This is a genomic window from Streptomyces caniscabiei, assembly GCF_014930365.1.
GTDB lineage: Bacteria > Actinomycetota > Actinomycetes > Streptomycetales > Streptomycetaceae > Streptomyces > Streptomyces caniscabiei.
This window is the reverse complement of the sequence record NZ_JABXWI010000024.1, coordinates 73,299-92,924: the sequence shown is the minus strand read 5'-3', so window position 1 is coordinate 92,924 and position 19,626 is coordinate 73,299. Positions and strand designations below refer to the sequence as shown.

16 protein-coding genes are annotated in these 19,626 nt (G+C 71.7%); 10 read left to right on the top strand and 6 right to left on the bottom strand.

Annotated features, from left to right (window positions below; genetic code table 11):
• Positions 1-30: 30 nt before the first annotated feature.
• On the bottom strand, positions 31-630 hold the full coding sequence (locus HW837_RS41915; protein ID WP_045560305.1) for a class I SAM-dependent methyltransferase: 600 nt from the start codon (positions 628-630) through the stop codon (positions 31-33).
• A gap of 152 nt (positions 631-782) precedes the next feature.
• Here HW837_RS41915 and HW837_RS41910 point away from each other — a divergent pair, with 152 nt between their 5' ends.
• The 7 genes from HW837_RS41910 to HW837_RS41880 all read left to right on the top strand — a co-directional run bounded on the left by HW837_RS41910 (position 783) and on the right by HW837_RS41880 (position 7,627).
• On the top strand, positions 783-1,559 hold the full coding sequence (locus tag HW837_RS41910) for an MHYT domain-containing protein (protein WP_045560306.1): 777 nt from the start codon (positions 783-785) through the stop codon (positions 1,557-1,559).
• Between the two features lie 48 nt (positions 1,560-1,607).
• Positions 1,608-4,142: a sensor histidine kinase gene (locus HW837_RS41905; protein ID WP_193381817.1), complete on the top strand. Its 2,535-nt coding sequence runs from the start codon at positions 1,608-1,610 to the stop codon at positions 4,140-4,142.
• Positions 4,139-4,576: a roadblock/LC7 domain-containing protein gene (locus HW837_RS41900; RefSeq protein WP_045560308.1), complete on the top strand. Its 438-nt coding sequence runs from the start codon at positions 4,139-4,141 to the stop codon at positions 4,574-4,576. The genes HW837_RS41905 and HW837_RS41900 overlap by 4 nt, the downstream gene beginning before the upstream one ends.
• Positions 4,577-4,596: 20 nt before the next feature.
• Positions 4,597-5,013: a DUF742 domain-containing protein gene (locus HW837_RS41895; protein WP_193381816.1), complete on the top strand. Its 417-nt coding sequence runs from the start codon at positions 4,597-4,599 to the stop codon at positions 5,011-5,013.
• A 187-nt stretch (positions 5,014-5,200) separates the two neighbouring features.
• Positions 5,201-5,806, top strand: coding sequence for a GTP-binding protein (locus HW837_RS41890; protein WP_060885654.1), 606 nt, complete (start codon positions 5,201-5,203; stop codon positions 5,804-5,806).
• 224 nt (positions 5,807-6,030) lie between these two features.
• Positions 6,031-6,444 (top strand): roadblock/LC7 domain-containing protein, encoded by a 414-nt coding sequence (locus HW837_RS41885; RefSeq protein WP_045560310.1) that lies wholly within the window; start codon positions 6,031-6,033, stop codon positions 6,442-6,444.
• Between the two features lie 130 nt (positions 6,445-6,574).
• On the top strand, positions 6,575-7,627 hold the full coding sequence (locus HW837_RS41880) for a DUF6397 family protein (RefSeq protein ID WP_237270611.1): 1,053 nt from the start codon (positions 6,575-6,577) through the stop codon (positions 7,625-7,627).
• Positions 7,628-7,660: 33 nt separating this feature from the next.
• Here HW837_RS41880 and HW837_RS41875 read toward each other — a convergent pair whose 3' ends face one another.
• Entirely contained in the window at positions 7,661-8,536 is an 876-nt protein-coding gene (locus tag HW837_RS41875; protein ID WP_193381815.1) for an acyl-CoA thioesterase, read from the bottom strand.
• A gap of 19 nt (positions 8,537-8,555) precedes the next feature.
• Positions 8,556-11,069, bottom strand: coding sequence for a DEAD/DEAH box helicase (locus HW837_RS41870; RefSeq protein ID WP_060885658.1), 2,514 nt, complete (start codon positions 11,067-11,069; stop codon positions 8,556-8,558).
• A gap of 166 nt (positions 11,070-11,235) precedes the next feature.
• Here HW837_RS41870 and HW837_RS41865 point away from each other — a divergent pair, with 166 nt between their 5' ends.
• Complete coding sequence (locus HW837_RS41865; protein ID WP_045560508.1) at positions 11,236-12,030, top strand: metal-dependent hydrolase; 795 nt, start codon at positions 11,236-11,238, stop codon at positions 12,028-12,030.
• 65 nt (positions 12,031-12,095) lie between these two features.
• Here the strand turns inward: HW837_RS41865 and HW837_RS41860 are convergent, their stop codons facing one another.
• The 3 genes from HW837_RS41860 to HW837_RS41850 all read right to left on the bottom strand — a co-directional run bounded on the left by HW837_RS41860 (position 12,096) and on the right by HW837_RS41850 (position 16,735).
• A complete protein-coding gene (locus HW837_RS41860) occupies positions 12,096-12,566 on the bottom strand; it encodes a DUF5709 domain-containing protein (protein WP_193381814.1) in 471 nt (156 codons plus the stop codon).
• A 486-nt stretch (positions 12,567-13,052) separates the two neighbouring features.
• Positions 13,053-14,834, bottom strand: a complete 1,782-nt coding sequence (locus HW837_RS41855) for an ABC transporter ATP-binding protein (RefSeq protein ID WP_045560315.1) — start codon at positions 14,832-14,834, stop codon at positions 13,053-13,055.
• Positions 14,831-16,735, bottom strand: coding sequence for an ABC transporter transmembrane domain-containing protein (locus HW837_RS41850; RefSeq protein WP_045560316.1), 1,905 nt, complete (start codon positions 16,733-16,735; stop codon positions 14,831-14,833). The genes HW837_RS41855 and HW837_RS41850 overlap by 4 nt, the downstream gene beginning before the upstream one ends.
• Before the next feature lie 372 nt (positions 16,736-17,107).
• On the opposite strand from HW837_RS41850, the gene HW837_RS41845 reads away from it, so the two are divergent.
• Together HW837_RS41845 and HW837_RS41840 are read left to right on the top strand one after the other, a co-directional pair.
• A complete protein-coding gene (locus HW837_RS41845) occupies positions 17,108-17,803 on the top strand; it encodes a hypothetical protein (protein WP_193381822.1) in 696 nt (231 codons plus the stop codon).
• Positions 17,804-17,882: 79 nt separating this feature from the next.
• Positions 17,883-19,586 carry a peptide-N4-asparagine amidase gene (locus HW837_RS41840; RefSeq protein WP_237270609.1) on the top strand — a complete coding sequence of 568 codons (1,704 nt, stop codon included), beginning with the start codon at positions 17,883-17,885 and terminating at the stop codon, positions 19,584-19,586.
• Positions 19,587-19,626: the final 40 nt, after the last annotated feature.

Here is a 19,626-nt window from a genome sequence, read left to right as displayed (position 1 = left end):
GCGGCGCGATACCCCGGGCGAGAGCGGTGCTCAGCCCACTCGCGCGGCGAGCGCCAGGAAGCGGTCGTCCTCGTCGGCGTAGGACGTCATGCGCCAGCCCGAACCCGCCAGCAGCGGCCTCAGGTTCGCCTCGGCGCGCAGGTCCTCCGGGGTGAGGTGCCGTCCCTGCCGCGCGGCGAGCGCCGCCCGGCCGATGGGGTGGAACAGCGCCAGAGTGCCGCCCGGCCCGACCACCCTGGCCAGCTCCCGCAGACCCTCCGCCGGGCTCGGGAGATGTGCGACGAGCCCTGCGGCGAACACCGCGTCCAGCGACGCCGTCCGCAGCGGCAGGCGGCCGGCGTCGGCGCACACCAACCACCCGTCACGGCCCCGCCCGGCCCGTACGGCGGCCGCCAGCATCGCGGCCGTCAGATCGGCCCCGAGCACCACTCCCGAGGCCCCCACGGCGGCGCGCAGCGGCGGCAGCGCCCGTCCCGTGCCGCACCCCGCGTCGAGCACCCGGTCGCCCTCGCGCAGACGGAGCTCGGCGACCGCTGCGGCATAGGCGGGCCCGTCGTCGGGGAAGCGGGCGTCCCAGTGGGCCGCCCGTGCCGTGAAGAACTCCTGGACGTGTGTGCGGTCGTCGCTCATGCTCCGCATGATCCCTCACCGGAACGGCGGACGAGGTGACGCGCATGTTCGGACGGGACGCGATCGCTCCCGTGCATATATGCGCCACATTCCAGCAGCTTTCGAAATGCGCCCCCTCCGTCCTCCCGTGCCCCCACTAGCGTCCCGGGGCCATGGGACACCTGGACCACGCCACCTTCGGCTGGCTGACCCCCGCGCTGTCGTACGCCATGGCCTGCATCGGCGCCGCCCTCGGACTGCGCTGCACGGTCCGCGCGCTCGCCACCACCGGCAGGGCCCGCCGCAACTGGCTCGTCACCGCGGCGTCGGCCATCGGCACCGGCATCTGGACCATGCACTTCGTGGCGATGCTCGGCTTCGGCGTCAGCGGCACCGAGATCCGCTACGACGTGCCACTGACCGTCCTGAGCCTCCTGGTCGCCATGCTCGTGGTCTGCGCCGGCGTCTTCGCCGTCGGCTACGGCCGCGACCGTGCCCGGGCGCTCCTGCTCGGCGGGCTGACCACCGGCCTCGGCGTCGCGAGCATGCACTACCTGGGCATGGCGGCCGTACGGCTGCACGGCGACGTCACCTACGATCCGGCGCTCGTCGCTCTGTCCGTCGTGATCGCCGTGGTCGCGGCGACCGCCGCCCTCTGGGCGGCACTCAACATCAGGTCGCCCGTCGCGGTCACCGTCGCCTCCCTCGTCATGGGCGGAGCGGTGAGCAGCATGCACTACACCGCGATGTGGGCGGTGAGCGTGGAGGTCACCCCTTCTGCGACGGTCCTGCCCGGGGCCACGGCGATGCAGTTCATCTTCCCCCTCGCCGTCGGCCTCGGGTCCTACCTCTTCCTCACCTCGGCGTTCGTCGCGCTGTCGCCGACGGCCGGGGAGCGCGAGGCCTCGGCGTCGGCCCAGCGGCCGGTCGAGAACGCCGCCGCCCACTAGCCGCGCCACGGCCTTCGAACCCGCCCCCGAACCCTGATCGAGGAGGCCATGCGTACACCCCGCAGGACCCCGACAGCCGCTGCCGAGGCGCCGGCCCAGCCCGCGATACGGGGACGCCGCGCCCACGCCGGGCCACCGGCCGACGAGCCGCTCGCACCCGACGGGACCGGCGCCCCGGCGACCGGCCCACCCACCTCGGCGGGACGCCGGCACCTGCGTCCCCGCACCGTCCGGGCCAAGATCGTCTGTCTGCTGATGGTGCCTGTCGTCTCCCTGCTCGCACTGTGGGCGTACGCCACCGTCACCACCGCCCAGGACGTCGCCCGCCACCGCCAACTGCAACGCGTCGACGCCTCCGTACGAGGCCCCGTCGCCGACGCTATCGCCGCGCTCCAGGCCGAACGCGCGGCCGCCGTCCGGTACGCCACCGGACCCTCCACGGAGCGCGGGAACACGCTGCGCGGACTCACGCGGCGCACCGACCGGGCGGTGGACGCCCTGCGCCTGGGGGACCGCCACACCGTCGCCGACGGCACCGACCTGCCCGCAGGGGTGGCCGAACGCCTCGCCGGCTTCGTGACCGGCGCCGAGGATCTGCGCCCGCTGCGGACCTCGGTCCTCGACCGCCGCAGCGGCTGGGCCGAGACCTACGAGCGGTACACCACGACCATCGCCACCGCCTTCGGCGTGGGCGGAGCGCTCACCGGCATCCAGGACGCCGAACTCGGCTCCGACGCGCGCGTGCTGCTCGAGTTCTCCCGCGCGGGCGAGGCGCTGGCACGGGAGGACGCGCTCCTGTCCGGCGCCCACATCGCCAGAACCCTCGACCGCGAGCGGTTGCGTCTGTTCACCGGCGCCGTCGACACACGCCGCACCCTGACCGAAGCCGCCGGCGTGGACCTGCGCGGCACGGAACGCGCCGCCTGGCAGGAGCTCGCCGGAGGAAACGCCTACGCCGACCTGCGCGCCCTGGAGGACGAAGTGCTTGCGAGTCACGCCGGGTCCCAGGTGCTCCGGGCCGTCCCCGAAGCGGCCTGGACGTCCGCCCACGCGCGCGTACAGAAGGACATGCGCGCCATCGAAGTGGACGCCGGCCGCGAAGTCGCCGACCGGGCCGACCCGTTCACCCGCGCACTGCTCACCCCGGCCGGGGCCGCCGTGCTCCTCGGCCTCGCCGCGGTAGTCGCCTCCCTCGTCATCTCCGTACGCATCGGACGCGGTCTGGTCGTGGAACTGGTGAGCCTGCGCAACGGCGCCCTGGAGATCGCCCGCCGCAAACTGCCCCACGCCATGCGCAGACTGCGCGCCGGCGAGGAGATCGACGTCGACACCGAGGCCCCGCCCGGCCCACCCGCGGAGGACGAGACCGGCCAGGTCGCCGAGGCCCTCGGCACCGTGCACCGAGCGGCCCTCCACGCGGCGGTCGAGCGCGCCGAACTCGCCAGCGGCATCTCCGGAGTCTTCGTGAACCTCGCCCGCCGCAGCCAGATCCTCGTCCACCGCCAACTCGGTCTGCTCGACAGCATGGAACGCCGCTCCGACGATCCCGACGAACTCAGCGACCTCTTCCGCCTCGACCACCTCACCACCCGCATGCGACGCCACGCGGAGAGCCTGATCATCCTCTCCGGCGCCGCGCCGGGGCGTGCCTGGCGCATGCCCGTCTCCCTGACGAACGTGGTCCGGGCGGCGGTCTCCGAGATCGAGGACTACGCGCGCGTGGAGCTGCGACAGCTCCCCGAAGCGAAGATCGCCGGCGCCGGGGTCGCCGACCTCACCCACCTCCTCGCGGAACTCGTGGAGAACGCCGCCCAGTTCTCTCCACCCCACACGCGCGTGCGGGTCACCGGCGAACCGGTCGGCAACGGCTACGCCCTGGAGGTCGAGGACCGCGGCCTCGGCATGGGCAAGGAGACGCTCGCCGAGGCCAACCGCCGCATCGAACAGTCCGAGGCCCTCGACCTGTTCGACAGCGACCGGCTCGGCCTGTTCGTCGTCAGCCGCCTCGCCGCCCGCCACGACATCAAGGTCCACCTGAGGCCCTCCCCGTACGGCGGCACCACGGCCGTGGTGCTCCTGCCCACCAGCCTGCTCCACAACGGCGCGCCGGAACGTTCCCCCGAAACCCGCGCCGAAGCACCTGCGCGGCCCGAGGAACGCGAGTACGCGCGCGTGTCCGCGGCCCCGCACCCGGAACCCGTCGAGCAGTCCGCGGAACGCCGCGCCCTGACGGCACCCGTCGCCTCCACCGGTCGCGGCACCGGGGACGATCCACCCGAACCGCCGCCCGGCGTCACCGCCCTGAGGCCGCACCGCCGCCCGCCGGAACCGGAGGACACGGGCGACCTGCCGCGCCGCGTACGCCAGTCACACCTCGCGCCCCAACTGCGCGAACGGCACACCGGACAGCCCGCGTCCGCGGCCCCGCCCGGAGCGGACGACGAGCGGACCCCGGAACTCGTCAGGGACCGCATGGCGGCCTACCGCGACGGCTGGGCACGAGGCGGCGGCAGAGCACCCGGCCGATCAGCGGGCCACGGCCCCACGACGGGCAGCGACAGCAGCGAAGGAGACCCCGCATGATCCAGGACCCGAGCACCAGGGCCACCGAGCGCTCCGGTGAACTCGACTGGCTGCTGGACGACTTGGTACTGCGCGTGCACGAGGTGCGGCACGCCGTCGTCCTGTCCAACGACGGCCTCGCCGTCGGCGCCTCCAGCGACCTCAGGCGCGAGGACGCCGAACACCTCGCCGCGGTCGCCTCCGGCTTCCACAGTCTCGCCAAGGGCGCGGGCCGCCACTTCGGCGCCGGGGGCGTACGCCAGACGATGGTGGAGATGGACGACGGCTTCCTCTTCGTGGCAGCCGCCGGGGACGGTTCCTGTCTCGCCCTCCTCACCGCCGTCACCGCCGACATCGGCCTGGTGGCGTACGAGATGGCGCGGCTGGTGAAACGCGTCGGAGAGCACCTCCGCACACCCACCCGCGCCGGCGCACGCCCGCCCACGGCCGGATGAGCCAGGGACGGGCCGTGCTCATGACCGAAGGCAGTGACACCGGCGTCCCGCACGAACCGCCGGGCGGCCGTTGGTACGACAATGAGGCCGGGCCGCTCGTCCGCCCCTACGCCATGACGGGCGGCCGCACCAGGCCCGGCCCCGGCGGGACCGGCTTCGACCTGATCGCCCTGGTCTCGCTCGACAGCGGCGCACCCGCGGGTGACGACACCCTGCTCGGTCCGGAACACCGGGCGCTCCTGGAACTGTGCCGGACCGAGACCCAGTCGGTCGCCGAACTCGCCGCGGGTGCCGACCTGCCCGTCGGAGTAGTACGCGTGCTCCTCGGGGACCTCCTGGAGTCGGGCCGAGTCACCGTCAGCCGCCCCGTGCCGCCCGCGCAACTGCCGGACGAACGGATCCTGCGCGAGGTGATCGAGGGCCTGAGGGCGCTGTAGACGAACACACACCCGGCTCCGGCCCGTACCGACTTGCGCATCCAACTCGGCACTGAACGAGCACAAGCGGTCGGTGACATGAAATACCGGTCCAACGCCCCACGGACGAGTGGCAGTTGCCAAGATGCTGACTCCTCACAGCCGTACCGATGTCGACCACGGCCGACACTCCCGAGAGAAGTGATCGATGGTCTCCGAGCACTCCGATGAGACAGACGACGACACGGGCGCCCTGGCCTTGAAGATCCTCGTCGCCGGCGGTTTCGGCGTCGGCAAGACGACGCTGGTCGGCGCGGTCAGCGAGATCAAGCCGCTGCGCACCGAGGAACTCCTGAGCGAGGTGGGCCAGTCGGTGGACGACACCGACGGAGTGGACCAGAAGGTCACCACCACCGTCGCCATGGACTTCGGCCGCATCACCATCCGGTCGGGGCTCTCGCTCTACCTGTTCGGCACACCCGGGCAGGACCGGTTCTGGTTCCTGTGGGACGAGTTGGCGCAAGGGGCGTTGGGCGCCGTCGTCCTCGCGGACACACGGCGACTGCAGGACTGCTTCCCGGCCGTGGACTACTTCGAGCATCGGCACATCCCCTTCGTGGTGGCCGTCAACTGCTTCTCGGAGGCCCGCGCCCACGGCGCCCAGGACGTCTCACGCGCCCTCGACCTCGACCAGGGCACCCCCGTGGTCCTCTGCGACGCCAGGGACCGCGACTCCGGCAAGGAGGTGCTGATACGGCTCGTCGAATACGCCGGCCGGATGCACACCGCCCGGCTGCTCGACTCCGTGGGCTGAACCGGCGGCAACACGCCTGCCCCTGGCCGGATACGGTCCCTTGACACCGCTGTTTCGGGTGGGGAAGCACCCGTTGTCGCTGTTCGCGCGGAAGGACCGGCATGCCTTGTCGGTCATCTTCCCTGCCATGTTCCGATCCTGCTTGCTCCGGCCGCAGCGGTGGGGAAGGCTGAATCGTCGGATCCTCCGCGTCCGGGGGAACGACGAAACGGGGAGTGCGAACGATGTCGCAGAACGCGGGGCTCGGTTGGCTGTTGGACGACCTGACCGAGCGCGTGGAACCCATACGGCACGCTCTCGTGCTGTCCAACGACGGACTGGTCACCGCGGCCAGCACCGGGCTGCGGCGCGAGGACTCCGAACACCTGGCCGCGGTCTCGTCGGGTCTGCAGAGTCTCGCCAAGGGCTCGGGGCGCCACTTCGGCGCCGGGGACGTGCGGCAGACGATGATCGAGTTCGACGACGCGGTGCTCTTCGTCACCGCCGCCGGGCCGGGCAGCTGCCTGTGCGTCCTCAGCGCGGCGGAGGCGGACATCGGTCAGATCGGCTACGAGATGACGCTGCTGGTGAACCGCGTCGGCGAACACCTCCGAGTGGACGCCAGGCACCCCGAACGCTCGGCCGCGATGGACCGCTGACCTGCGGTTCTCTCTGTCGCGGGCAGAGTTATCCACAGGCCCCACACGGCTTTCCGCGAACGGGCTACGGTTTTTCCCGAGGCGAGCGCGAGACCAGCGCGAGCACCACACCGCACGGGGGAGAACCGCCATGTCCGGCGACACCGTCACGCAGTCCGTCATGATCACCACGCCCACCACGCCCACCGAGACCGGTGCGTGCGTCGATGCCGCCACGCTCAGCACACGGCGCGCCGCCCCGGCATCGGCCGGGGCGGCCGGCGGCACCCTGGCACTGGGCCGAGCCGCCCGCGAGCTGGGCCTCAAACGAAGTGAGGTCGACATCGCCGTACAACTCGGCTTCCTTCGCACGGTCGTCGACGACGGAGGCGGAGGCCGCCGCGTCACTCGGGCGGAGATCGACCGGCTCCGAGCCGAGAAGGGCTTCCCGGAGGGCCTCCGGGACAGGGCCTGTGCCGTGGGATCCAAGGCAGCCGCCGAGATCCTGGGCGTGCCGCCCTCCCGGTTCATGCGTCTGGCACGCCTGGGCCTGGTCACTCCGGTCAAGTTCACGCTCAACCGCTACCGCGCAGTGATCTGGCTCTATCCGGCGGCCGAACTACGGCAGTTCGCGGCCGACGAGAGGAACGCCCCCTGGCTGACGGGCCGTATCCCGGAGGATCTCAGGCGCCGGCTGGACGCGGGGCTGGACCTGCGCCCCCGCAACTGGCGAGGACGTCACCTCGGATTCCTGCTGCGGCAGGCCGAAGATCCCTGGAGCCGGGCGGCCGCTCCCGCCTCCCTGCTCGACCCCCTCCAGGTCGCGGAGATCGTCCAGGACCCCTACGAGCGCGCCCATCTGCACTTCCACCGGCCCGCACGAGCCGACCACGGGTCGCCCGACTCGCCCGCCGCGCGGATCACCGCGCGGATCATGACGGCGGACGACTCCGACGAGATCGCCTGGCTGCGGACGGACCTCCAGCAGTGCCTCATCGAGGCCCGGGCGCACCGACTCGCCCCACGACCCCGCCGGAAGCTGCCGCCCTCGGCGGCCCGGCACAAAGCACCCGCCACGTCGGAGCGACCGGCACCGCGACCGCGCCGGGGCCGACGGCGTCCGGTGCCGCCGGTGGCCGGCGCCGGGAGGGCTCCCGAGGGGCGACGCGGTCTGCTGGGCTGGCTCCGGCGCGGACACCACTGAGCGAGCCGGTCGGACGCCCGGTCCGCCCACCGGTCAGGTGCCGAGCTTGCGGAACAGCCCTTCCTGGACGACCGACACGAGCAGACGCCCCTCCAGGTCGTAGATACGGCCGCGGGCCAGTCCGCGGCCGCCGACCGCGATCGGGGACTCCTGGTCGTACAGGAACCACTCGTCCGCGCGGAACGGCCGGTGGAACCACATCGCGTGGTCCAGCGACGCCATGTCGAAGCCACGGGGCCCCCACAGGGGTTCCACCGGGATACGGACGGCGTCCAGGAGCGTCATGTCGCTCGCGTACGTCAGCGCGCACGTGTGCACGAGGGGGTCGTCGCCGAGGGGACCCACCGCGCGCATCCACACCGCGCTGCGCGGCTCAGCGTGCTCGACCTCCTCGTGTGTCCACCGCAGCCGGTCGACGTACCGGATGTCGAAGGGCTGACGCCGGGCCATGCGCTCGAACTGCTCCGGCAGCGTGCCCAGATGCTCGCTGATCTCCTGCGTCACCGTCGGCAACGACTCGGGGTCCGGCACCTTGCGGGCCGGCGGCAGCTGGTGCTCGAAGCTCCCCTCTTCAGGCTTGTGAAAGGAGGCGGTCAGATTGAAGATCGTGCGGCCCTGCTGCACGGCGGTGACCCGGCGCGTGGTGAACGACCGCCCGTCCCGCACCCGCTCGACCTGGTACACGATCGGCACCCCGGGACGGCCCGGACGAAGGAAGTACGCGTGCAGCGAATGCACCGGCCGGTCGCCCTCGGTGGTGCGTCCCGCGGCGACCAGCGCCTGGCCGGCGACCTGGCCGCCGAAGACCCGCTGGAGGGACTCCTGCGGGCTGCGCCCACGGAAGATGTTGACCTCGATCTGCTCCAGGTCGAGCAGGTCGACGAGCCGCTCGGCGGGGTTGGTCGTCATGTGCTGGCCTCTCCTGTGCTCACAGCTGACCGACGTCGGTGACCTTGACGACGGCGCGTCCCTCGGCATCGGAGGCCGCGAGGTCGATCTCCGCGCTGATGCCCCAGTCATGATCGCCGTTCGGGTCGGCGAAGGTCTGCCGGACGCGCCACAGCCCGTTCTGCGGCTCCTCCTCGATCATCAACAGCCGCGGGCCACGGGCATCGGGACCGGTGCCCAGCTCCTCGTACTCGTCCCAGTACTTGTCCATCGCCTCACCCCACCGCTCGGCGTCCCAGCCGGACTCGGCGTCCATCTCGCCCAGCTCGTCCACGTGGTCGAGCGCGGCCAGTTCGACGCGGCGGAACATGGCGTTGCGGACGAGCACCCGGAAGGCACGCGCGTTGGAGGTGACCGGCTTGACCTGGTCGGCCCTCTCCTGGGCCTCCTCCGCCGTCATCTCCTCGGGGTTGGCGAGCTGCTCCCACTCGTCGAGGAGACTGGAGTCGACCTGGCGCACCATCTCCCCGAGCCAGGCGATCAGGTCCTCCAGATCGTCCGACTTCAGATCGTCGGGGACCGTGTGGTCGAGGGCCTTGTAGGCGCCGGCCAGGTAGCGCAGCACGATGCCCTCGGTTCGAGCCAGCTCGTAGTAGGACACCAACTCCGTGAAGGACATGGCCCGTTCGTACATGTCGCGGATCACGGACTTCGGCGACAGCGGATGATCGCCGACCCAGGGGTGGCTCTTGCGGTACGTGTTGTATGCGTGGAAGAGCAGCTCCTCCAGCGGCTTGGGGTAGCTGACGTCCTGCAGCCGCTCCATGCGCTCCTCGTACTCGACCCCGTCCGCCTTCATCGCGGCGACGGCCTCGCCGCGCGCCTTGTTCTGCTGGGCGGCGAGGATCTGCCGCGGGTCGTCCAGCGTCGACTCGACGACGGACACCATGTCGAGGGCGTACGACGGGGATTCCGGGTCGAGCAGTTCGAACGCGGCCAGCGCGAAGGTGGACAGCGGCTGGTTGAGCGCGAAGTCCTGCTGGAGATCGACCGTCAGCCGGACGATACGGCCCTCGGCGTCCGGCTCGTCGAGCTTCTCGACGATGCCGCCGTCGAGGAGCGAGCGGTAGATCGCGATCGCCCGACGGATGTGCCGCAACTGCTGCTTGCGCGGTTCGTGGTTGTCCTCCAGCAGATGCCGCATCGCCTCGAAGGCGTTGCCCGGCCGGGCGATCACCGACAGCAGCATCGTGTGGGTGACACGGAAGCGCGAGGTGAGCGGTTCCGGATCGGAGGCGATGAGCTTCTCGAAGGTGTTGTCGGTCCAGCCGACGAACCCTTCCGGAGCCTTCTTGCGGACCACCTTGCGACGCTTCTTCGGGTCATCGCCGGCCTTGGCGAGCGCCTTCTCGTTCTCGATGACGTGCTCAGGCGCCTGCCCCACCACGTAGCCCGCCGTGTCGAAGCCGGCCCGTCCGGCGCGGCCCGCGATCTGGTGGAACTCACGGGCCCGCAGGGTCCGCACCCGATTGCCGTCGTACTTGGTGAGGGCGGTGAACAGCACGGTACGGATGGGGACGTTGACGCCGACGCCGAGCGTGTCCGTGCCGCAGATGACCTTCAGCAGACCGGCCTGGGCGAGCTTCTCCACCAGACGCCGGTACTTGGGCAGCATGCCGGCATGGTGGACGCCGATGCCGTGCCGTACGTAACGCGAGAGATTGCGGCCGAACTTGGTGGTGAAGCGGAAGTTGCCGATCAACTCGGCGATCTGGTCCTTCTCCTCCCGCGTGCACATGTTGATGCTCATCAGCGCCTGCGCCCGCTCCACGGCCTGCGCCTGCGTGAAGTGCACGATGTAGACCGGCGCCTGCTTGGTGGCGAGCAGTTCGGTGAGCGTCTCCGTCAGTGGCGTCAGGACGTACTCGTAGGACAGCGGCACCGGGCGCGTCGCCGAGCGGACCACGGAGGTCGGGCGACCGGTGCGACGGGTGAGGTCCTTCTCGAACATGGAGACGTCGCCGAGCGTCGCCGACATCAGGATGAACTGGGCCTGCGGCAGTTCGAGGATCGGGATCTGCCAGGCCCAGCCCCGATCGGCCTCCGCGTAGAAGTGGAACTCGTCCATCACGACCTGGCCGACGTCGGCGTGCTTGCCGTCGCGCAGCGCGATGGAGGCGAGGACCTCGGCGGTGCAGCAGATGATGGGGGCGTCGGCGTTCACGGAGGCGTCGCCGGTGAGCATGCCGACGTTCTCGGTGCCGAAGATCTTGCACAGCTCGAAGAACTTCTCCGAGACGAGCGCCTTGATCGGGGCCGTGTAGAAGGTGACCTCGTCGCGGGCGAGGGCCGCGAAGTGGGCGCCCGCCGCGATCATGCTCTTGCCGGAGCCGGTGGGCGTCGACACGATGACGTTCGCGCCGGAGACCACCTCGATGAGCGCCTCCTCCTGATGCGGATAGAGGGTGAGACCGCGTTCCTGGGCCCACGACTCGAAGGCTTCGTAGAGGGCGTCGGGGTCGGCGGTCCGCGGCAGCTGATCGATGAGGGTCACGCCCCCATCTTGCCTGCCCGCGCGCCCGATGGGGGAATCGGCTGCAGGCCCGAAGATCGCGAACGCTACGCTGTGGCGCCGACACGGCGTCAGCGCACCTGGACAACTGGACAGCGGCACAAGGCGCCTGGACAGCGGCACGAACGGAATGGGACGGGGCACGGCCATGATGGGACCAGCACACTCACTCTCGGGAGCCGCGGCCTGGCTCGGCGTAGGAGCCGCGGCGGCCGCCACCGGGCACACGATGCCCTGGCCGGTGCTCCTGGTCGGTGCGCTGATCTGCGCGGGCGCCGCACTCGCTCCCGACCTGGACCACAAGGCCGCCACGATCTCCCGTTCCTTCGGTCCGCTGTCACGCTGGGTGTGCGAGATCGTCGACAAGCTGTCGTACGCCGTCTACAAGGCGACGAAGAAGCAGGGCGACCCGCGCCGCTCCGGTGGGCACCGCACGCTGACGCACACCTGGCTGTGGGCGGCGCTGCTCGGTGCCGGTGCCTCCGTCGCCGCGATCACCGGTGGCCGCTGGGCGGTGCTCGCCATTCTCTTCGTGCACCTGGTGCTGGCCATCGAGGGCCTGCTGTGGCGGGCGGCCCGGGGTTCGAGCAGCGATGTGCTGGTGTGGCTGCTGGCGGCGACCAGTGCCTGGATCCTCGCGGGTGTCCTGGACAAGCCGGGCAACGGGGCGGACTGGCTGTTCACACAGCCGGGCCAGGAGTATCTGTGGCTGGGGCTGCCGATCGTCCTGGGCGCTCTGGTGCACGACATCGGGGACTCGCTGACCGTCTCGGGGTGCCCGATCCTGTGGCCGATACCGATCGGGCGCAAGCGCTGGTACCCGGTGGGGCCTCCGAAGGTCATGCGGTTCCGGGCCGGCAGCTGGGTCGAGCTGCGCGTGCTGATGCCGGTGTTCATGGTGCTCGGGGGCGTGGGCGCGGCGGCGGCGCTGAACGTCATCTGACCGGGCGCGGGCACTCCTGGCGGCGCACCGGCCGCCCGGCCCCGGACGGCAGCCGCGCGTGGGCGTCAGCTCGGCCGGGAGTCCTCGTCCACGATGTGCATGGCGGCCTCCTCGGCGGAGGCGGCCGCTCCGTCGATACCCACGTCGGTGGCGATCAGCCCGCTCTCCTCGTCCTCGTGCGCGCCCTCGTCGGGGGCGACCAGACGACCGGAGCGGAGGGCTCCCACCTCGTTGTCCAGCGGCTCGCCGTCCGTCTCCTGGGAGTCGCCGATGCCGTCCCCGGCGGGGTAGGCGATGTCCGGGAGCTCTTCGGCGAGGCGCTGCTCCAGGGTCTCGCCGCGCAGCCGCTCCGCCGCCGTCACACCGGTGTGCTCCACTGCCCATGGCCGTTCCGGTGGGGACCAGCCCCGGTCGAGGGGGTCGGCCACACCGTCGGCGACCAGGGTGTCCTCGGCGTCCAGCAGCCCCGCGTCGTCCTGGATCTCGGATCCGTCTGGCTGGTAGACGTCGTCTCCCCATCCGCCGGCTCTGTCCACGGGTACCTCCAGTGGTGGGGCGGGCCCGGTGCCACCGTTCGGCGACGGTGGGCGCGCGGACCGCTGGGCGACGGCCCGAACCCCGCGAACCGGGCGGTTCACGGGCGTCCCCCGAATCAGTGCCCACCACCAGCCTTCCACTCGCGTTCGGCACCGCGCAACGGCAGGGCGACAGCGGCCGCCGGACCCGGCCGGAACCGGCCGGCACGGGCGGGGCGGAGCAGGCCGTCGGGCCGGGTGCGGAGCGGACCACCGTCGGTGCTGGTGCTGGTGCTGGTGCTGGTGCTGGTGCTGGTGCTGGGGCTGGGCCGGCGGCCGAGGCCGGCAGGGAGCCGACTGCCCAGGCAGGTGCCGGGCTTCCCCGGCGCGGCCCCGCCACCCCCGGTCGCCGCGCACGGGCCGGTCAGGGATCGGCCACGGCCGCCCGTCGGCCGGGCGGTGGTGGCCGTTCCGCGCCGGTGGGAGGGGCCCCCGCGCCGGTCCGGGTCAGCCGTGCCAGGACCTCCACAGCGCGGCGTACGCGCCGTCCGCCGCGACGAGCTGGTCGTGGCTGCCCAGCTCGCTGATGCGGCCGTTCTCGACGACGGCGATGACGTCGGCGTCGTGGGCGGTGTGCAGGCGGTGCGCGATCGCGACGACGGTGCGGCCGTCGAGGACACGGGCGAGGGAGCGCTCCAGATGGCGGGCCGCCCGCGGGTCGAGGAGCGAGGTCGCCTCGTCCAGGACCAGGGTGTGCGGGTCGGCGAGGACCAGCCGGGCCAGCGCGATCTGCTGGGCCTGCGCCGGGGTGAGCGTGAACCCGCCGGAACCGACCTCGGTGTCCAGCCCCTCGTCCAGGGCTCGCGCCCAGGCATCGGCGTCGACCGCGCCCAGTGCCGCCCACAGCTCCGCGTCCTGAGCGCTCGTGCGTGCCAGGAGCAGGTTGTCGCGGAGGGAGCCGACGAAGACGTGGTGCTCCTGGTTGACCAGGGCGACGTGGGAGCGGACGTCCTCGGCGGGCATCCGGGACAGCTCGGCACCGCCGAGGGTGATACGGCCGTCGCGGGGAGCGTAGATCCCGGCGAGCAGTCGGCCCAGGGTCGACTTGCCCGCGCCGGACGGACCGACGAGGGCGAGCCGGGTGCCGGGCGGGACCTCCAGGGACACCTTGCGCAGGACGTCGACGCCTTCGCGGTACCCGAAGCGCACCTGGTCGGCGTGGACATGGCGTCCCTCGGGGGCCACGGCCGGGTCGCCCTCGTCCGGCTCGATGTCCCGCACCCCGACCAGCCGGGCCAGCGACACCTCGGCGACCTGGAGCTCGTCGTACCAGCGGAGGATCAGGTTGACGGGGTCGACGAGCATCTGGGCGATGAGCGCGCCCGTGGTCAGCTGCCCGAGCGAGATCCAGTCCTGGAGGACACAGACCCCGCCGATGATCAGGACGGATCCGAGAACCGTGGTGTGGGTGAAGTTGATGACGGGGAAGAGCACCGACCGCAGCCACAGGGTGTACCGCTCCCACGCGGTCCATTCGCGGATCCGCTGGTCGGAGAGGTCGATGCGGCGGGTGCCGAGGCGGTGGGCCTCGACGGTGCGGCCGGCGTCCACCGTCTCCGCGAGGACGGCGGCGACGGCGGCGTACCCGGCGGACTCCGAGCGGTAGGCGAAAGGGGCGCGCTTGAAGTACCAGCGGCAGCCGACCACCAGCAGCGGCAGGGCCAGCAGGACCGCGAGGGCCAGCGGGGGCGCGGTCACGGCGAGGCCGCCGAGGAGCAGCGCCACCCACACCACGCCGATGGCCAGTTGGGGCACGGCCTCGCGCATGGCGTTGGCGAGCCGGTCGATGTCCGTGGTGATGCGGGAGAGCAGGTCACCCGTGCCGGCGCGTTCCAGCACACCCGGCGGCAGGCCGACCGACCGCACGAGGAAATCCTCGCGCAGGTCGGCCAGCATCCGCTCGCCGAGCATGGCGCCGCGCAGTCGTACCTCCCGTACGAAGACGGCCTGGACGACGAGGGCGGCGACGAACACCGCCGCGGTGACCTCCAGATGGAGTTCGCGCGCGCCGTCGGAGACCCGTTCGACGAGTGCGCCGAGAAGGTAGGGGCCCGCCATCGAGGCCACGACGGCGACCGTGTTGACGGTGATGAGCAGGACGAACGCCCGGCGGTGCCGGCGGAACAGTTCGGCCACGTAGGCGCGTACGGTCGCGGGGGCGCCGACGGGCAGGGTGTTCGCCGTCGTCGGGGCGGCCGGGTCGTAGGCCGGGGGCGCCACGCCGATCATGCGGTCTCCTCGATCTCTTCCAGTTCGTCCAGCACGTCGCTGAGAGCGGTCTTGCGGTCGTTCGGCCGACTGGTGAAGGCGGTCTTCCTGTCGGCTTTCCTGTCGGTCTTTTTTCCGGCCTGCCTGTCGAGCTTCCGGTCGGGGCCTCCGTCGGTCGTCTCGCCGGTCTCCTCGTCGGTCTCGCGGGTGACGACGGCCCGGTACCGGGGTTCCTTGTGGATCAGGTCGCGGTGCAGACCGACCGCCGCCACCTCGCCGTCGTGGACGAGGACCACGCGGTCGGCGAGGTCGAGCAGGAGCGGCGAGGAGGTGAGAACAACCGTCGTGCCGCCCGCCCGCAGCGAGCGGATGCCGTCGGCGACCCGGGCCTCGGTGTGCGAGTCGACGGCGGAGGTCGGCTCGTCGAGGACCAGCACGTTCGGGTCCGTGATCAGGGAGCGGGCCAGGGCGAGCCGCTGGCGCTGGCCACCGGACAGGGACCGTCCGCGCTCGGTGATCCGCGCGTCCAGCGGGTCCTCGGCGTCCAGTGAGCCCTGGACCAGGGCCTCCAGGACGTCACCGCACTGGGCGGCGGTCAGCGCCTCCTCGGCGGTGACCTGGCCCGAGGAGGGGACGTCGAGGAGGTCGCGCAGGGTGCCGGAGAGCAGCACCGGGTCCTTGTCCTGGACGAGGACGGCCGTGCGGGCGGAGTCGAGCGGCAGTTCGTCGAGCGGTACGCCGTCGAGGAGCACGGAGGTGCCCTGTTCGGGGGCGTGGCCGCCCAGCCGTTCCGCCAGTCGTCCGGCCGCGTCGGGGTCACCGCACACCACCGCCGTGAACCGCCCGGCGGGCGCGAGCAGCCCGGTGGCCGGGTCGTACAGGTCGCCGGTGGGCACGGTGGCCTCCCGGGACCCCGCGGTGTCCGTGGCCCGTTCCAGCGCCAGCACCCCGGCGGCCCGCTTGGCGGACGGACGGGAGAAGGAGTACGCCATCGCGATCTCCTCGAAGTGCCTGAGCGGGTACGTCAGGAGCATGACCGCGCTGTACACGGTGACCAGTTCGCCGATCGTGATCCGGCCCTCGCGGGCGAGACCCACGCCGTGCCAGACCACCGCGATCATCAGCAGTCCCGGCAGCAGCACCTGGATGCCGGAGATGAGGGCCCACATACGGGCGCTGCGGACGGCGGCGTGCCGGACCTCCTGGGAGGCGCGGCGGTAGCGGTCCAGGAAGAGGTCCTCGCCGCCGATGCCGCGCAGCACACGCAGGCCCGCGACGGTGTCGGAGGCCAGCTCGGTGGCGCGCCCCGCTTTCTCGCGCTGGAAGTCGGCGCGGCGGGTCGCGCGGGGCAGCAGCGGAAGCACGGCCAGGGCGAGGACGGGGACTCCGACGGCGACGACGATGCCCAGGGCCGGCTGGTACACGACCAGGCCGACACAGACCAGCACCACCGTGAGGGCGGCGGCGGTGAAGCGGGAGACGGCCTCGACGAACCAGCCGATCTTCTCGACGTCACCGGTGGAGACCGCGACCACCTCGCCGGCCGCGACCCGGCGGGTCAGCGCCGAGCCGAGCTGGGCCGTCTTGCGGGCCAGCAGCTGCTGGACGCGGGCGGCGGCGGTGATCCAGTTGGTGACCGCCGTCCGGTGCAGGAAGGTGTCGCCCAGCGCGATGGTGAACCCGCAGAGCAACATCGCCACGCCCGCGAGGGCGAGGCGGGATCCGGAGCGGTCGACCACGGCCTGGATGGCGAAGCCGACACAGAAGGGCAGCGCGGCGACGGAGGTGAAGTGCAACAGCCCCCACGCCAGCGCCTTGAACTGTCCGCCCAGCTGATTCCGGCCGAGCCACCACAGGAATCGGGGGCCCGAGCGCGCGTCCGGCACGCCGGGGTCTTCATACGGAAGGTCTTGAATCTGCATGACGTCCCAGAGGCTCGTGTCAGGGGTGGGGGAGAAGGGGGAGGAGTGGGGAGAAATGGGGCGGCGAGGTCCAGCCACCGGCCGTGAAAGGTTCGCGTCGCGGAGTGGTCGGAAGCAAACGGTTTTCCGGGGCCCGGCAAAGTTTCGGCCTGGACCGTCCGCGGGACGCCCGACGCGCGCGCAGGCGGGCGCCCGCGTCCGGTGAGCGGTGCGACGATGGATCGCATGCGAATAGGCGGTACGAGGCGGGGACGAACCGGCACGGTGAATGATGCGGGCGCGGGTGGCACGGGCGGAGTGGACGGCGTGGGCGCGAAGAGGGCAGGCGCGGCTCGTGTCGGGCTCGCCGTGGTGGTCTGCGGCGCGCTGGTGATGTCCGCCGCCGCGTGCGGCGGTTCGGGTGACACGGGCGACGGGGCGAGGGCCGACGCGAACGCCACGAAGTCCGGGGGCAAGACGGATCGTGCCGCGGCCGAGGCCGCGGACCCGACCCGTGTCCCGGATGTCGGCGACCGTCTCCAGAAGCAGATCCCCGCGGAGTCCCGTCAGGTAGTGGCCGTCTACGGAGAGGGCCGGAACGACGCCGACGCGACGGTCGTGCTGTACACGAAGAGCGGCTCCGCCTGGAAGAAGACCCGCAGTTGGGAGGGCCACAACGGCAAGAAGGGTTGGACCACCGACCATCGGGAGGGCGACAGGCGCAGTCCGGTCGGCGTGTTCACCCTGAGCGACGCGGGAGGGGTGCTGGCCGACCCGGGGGCCAAGCTGCCGTACAGCCGGTCGGCGTCGTTCCAGGCGCCGCACTACTGGGCCAAGTCGCACTGGCACGACTTCGACTACGTCATCGCGATCGACTACAACCGGGTCGAGGGCACCTCGCCGATCGACCCGACGCGTCCCGAGGGCCAGTCGAAGGGCGGCAGCATCTGGCTGCACATGGACCACGGCAGCGGCACCTCGGCCTGCGTCAGCCTGTCCAAGTCGGGCATGGAGTACCTGCTGCGCACGCTCGACCCGGCGCTGCACCCGGTGATCGTCATGGGGGACAGGGCTGAGTTGAAGGCCTGATACGCCCGGTGGGCGTGTGCCCGCTTGTGGCCGGAGATCCCATTGCGGCGGGGTGTCGACTCCCCGTAGAACTCCGGCCATGAGAAGCCGGATCATCATGTCCATGTTCGCCGGAGCGACCCTCCTGGCGAACACCCTCCTCGGGGCCACCCCCGCCCAATCCGCCGACGCCCTTTCCCGATCGGCCGACACCCCTTCCCGATCCGTTGCCACCCCCTCCCGCCCCATCGCCTCGCCCTCCCGAACCGATGGATCCCCAGCCGGATCCCCAGCCGTACCCGCCGAGTTCGGCACGGACTGGCACGATCCGATCACCGCCGCCCCTCCCGTCTCCCGGCCCGAGAACACGAGGTCGTGCGAAGTGACGGTCGCCGAGGCCCGGTTCAAGGACTTCACGCCGTACCGGGGGACCTACACGCCACCGGCGGAGTGCGGGAGGAAGTGGAGCAAGGTCGTCCTGCGGCTCGACGGCAAGGTGAAGGGCCGCCAGTTCGACCGGCTGGGCCATCTGCGGATCGGCGGCGTCGAGGTGTTCCGGACGTCCACCCCGCAGCCCTCTCCCGACGGCATCGAATGGTCCGTGGAGAAGGACGTCACGCGCTACGGCGAGACCCTGCGCAGCGAGCAGCCGGTCGAGATGCTCATCGGCAACGTCGTCGACGACACGTACACCGGGATCATCGACGTCAAGGTCACGCTCACCTTCTACACCGGCCGGCCCGACGCGAGCACGGCGAGAACCGTCCCCGACCGCGTCCTCACCCTCCAGGACGGCACCGGCCTCACCACCCCGCGCAACAGCGAACGCATCGTCGCCGAGGTCTACGCGACCGGGTCCGGCGGCGGTTGCGAGGAGTACTGGTACCTGACGGTGCCCGACGAGGCGCCGTACTCCTGCAAGGCTGACGACGGGCCCTACCGTGAGGTGCGGATCGAGGTGGACGGACAACTGGCCGGAATCGCCGCGCCGTTCCCCAACGTCTGGACCGGCGGCTGGTCCAACCCCTTCCTCTGGTACGTCGTCCCCGGCCCCCGGGCCCTCGACATCCAGCCCCTCCGCTACGACCTCACCCCCTTCGCGGGCCTCCTCAACGACGGGCGCCCGCACCGGATCGAGGTGTCCGTCGCCGGAGTGCCCGAGGGGCAGAGCGGCTGGAGCACCCCGGTCAACGTCCTGGTCTGGCAGGACGAGAAGAGTGAGCACGTCACCGGCGCGCTCACGAAGGTGCGGGAGGGTGACTTCGTCAACTCGTCCACGTACACGCCGGGCGCGGAGCACCGCCTCGACACCGAGGGGAGCAACCGGCTGACCGTCGCCGGATACGTCGACACCTCCCACGGCCGGGTCACGACCACCGTCCGCCGCAGCCTCCTCAACACCTCGACGCACACCTGGTCGGACGGCGAGAACCGCGACGCGCTCGAAGCGAGTTGGAGCGACGACGAGACGGTCACCGTGAACCACCGGACGACGCGGGTCCGGCGGTCGTACACGATGGACGGAACGACCACGCTCGGCGCGGGCGATCGGCTGCGGACCGTGCTCACGCTCGGCGACCGGGCCACGGTCACCGAGACGCACGGTGGTCGGCGCACGGCGTGGTCCCGGCTCGACGACACCTACACCGGTGACGCCACGTACACGGCGAACGTGCCGCGCGACCAGCGGCATGCCGTCGGGACGACGAGCGAGCGCTACCGGACGTACGGGTCGGACGGCTGCTACGACCGTTCGTTGGTCTCCGTACAGGGAGTGCTGACGGAGGACCGTATGGGCTGTTGATGCCCCATGTGTGCGATGTGACGTCTGTTCGATGATTTAC

Bases quoted from the DNA above. Each gene is read 5' to 3' on its own strand.
- HW837_RS41880 (WP_237270611.1), top strand. From the start codon at position 6,575: ATGTCCGGCGACACCGTCACGCAGTCCGTCATGATCACCACGCCCACC.
- HW837_RS41910 (WP_045560306.1), top strand. From the start codon at position 783: ATGGGACACCTGGACCACGCCACCTTCGGCTGGCTGACCCCCGCGCTG.
- HW837_RS41895 (WP_193381816.1), top strand. From the start codon at position 4,597: ATGACCGAAGGCAGTGACACCGGCGTCCCGCACGAACCGCCGGGCGGC.
- HW837_RS41875 (WP_193381815.1), bottom strand. From the start codon at position 8,536: ATGACGACCAACCCCGCCGAGCGGCTCGTCGACCTGCTCGACCTGGAG.
- HW837_RS41850 (WP_045560316.1), bottom strand. From the start codon at position 16,735: ATGCAGATTCAAGACCTTCCGTATGAAGACCCCGGCGTGCCGGACGCG.
- HW837_RS41890 (WP_060885654.1), top strand. From the start codon at position 5,201: ATGGTCTCCGAGCACTCCGATGAGACAGACGACGACACGGGCGCCCTG.
- HW837_RS41865 (WP_045560508.1), top strand. From the start codon at position 11,236: ATGATGGGACCAGCACACTCACTCTCGGGAGCCGCGGCCTGGCTCGGC.
- HW837_RS41885 (WP_045560310.1), top strand. From the start codon at position 6,031: ATGTCGCAGAACGCGGGGCTCGGTTGGCTGTTGGACGACCTGACCGAG.
- HW837_RS41915 (WP_045560305.1), bottom strand. From the start codon at position 630: ATGAGCGACGACCGCACACACGTCCAGGAGTTCTTCACGGCACGGGCG.
- HW837_RS41900 (WP_045560308.1), top strand. From the start codon at position 4,139: ATGATCCAGGACCCGAGCACCAGGGCCACCGAGCGCTCCGGTGAACTC.
- HW837_RS41845 (WP_193381822.1), top strand. From the start codon at position 17,108: ATGTCCGCCGCCGCGTGCGGCGGTTCGGGTGACACGGGCGACGGGGCG.
- HW837_RS41905 (WP_193381817.1), top strand. From the start codon at position 1,608: ATGCGTACACCCCGCAGGACCCCGACAGCCGCTGCCGAGGCGCCGGCC.
- HW837_RS41840 (WP_237270609.1), top strand. From the start codon at position 17,883: ATGAGAAGCCGGATCATCATGTCCATGTTCGCCGGAGCGACCCTCCTG.
- HW837_RS41855 (WP_045560315.1), bottom strand. From the start codon at position 14,834: ATGATCGGCGTGGCGCCCCCGGCCTACGACCCGGCCGCCCCGACGACG.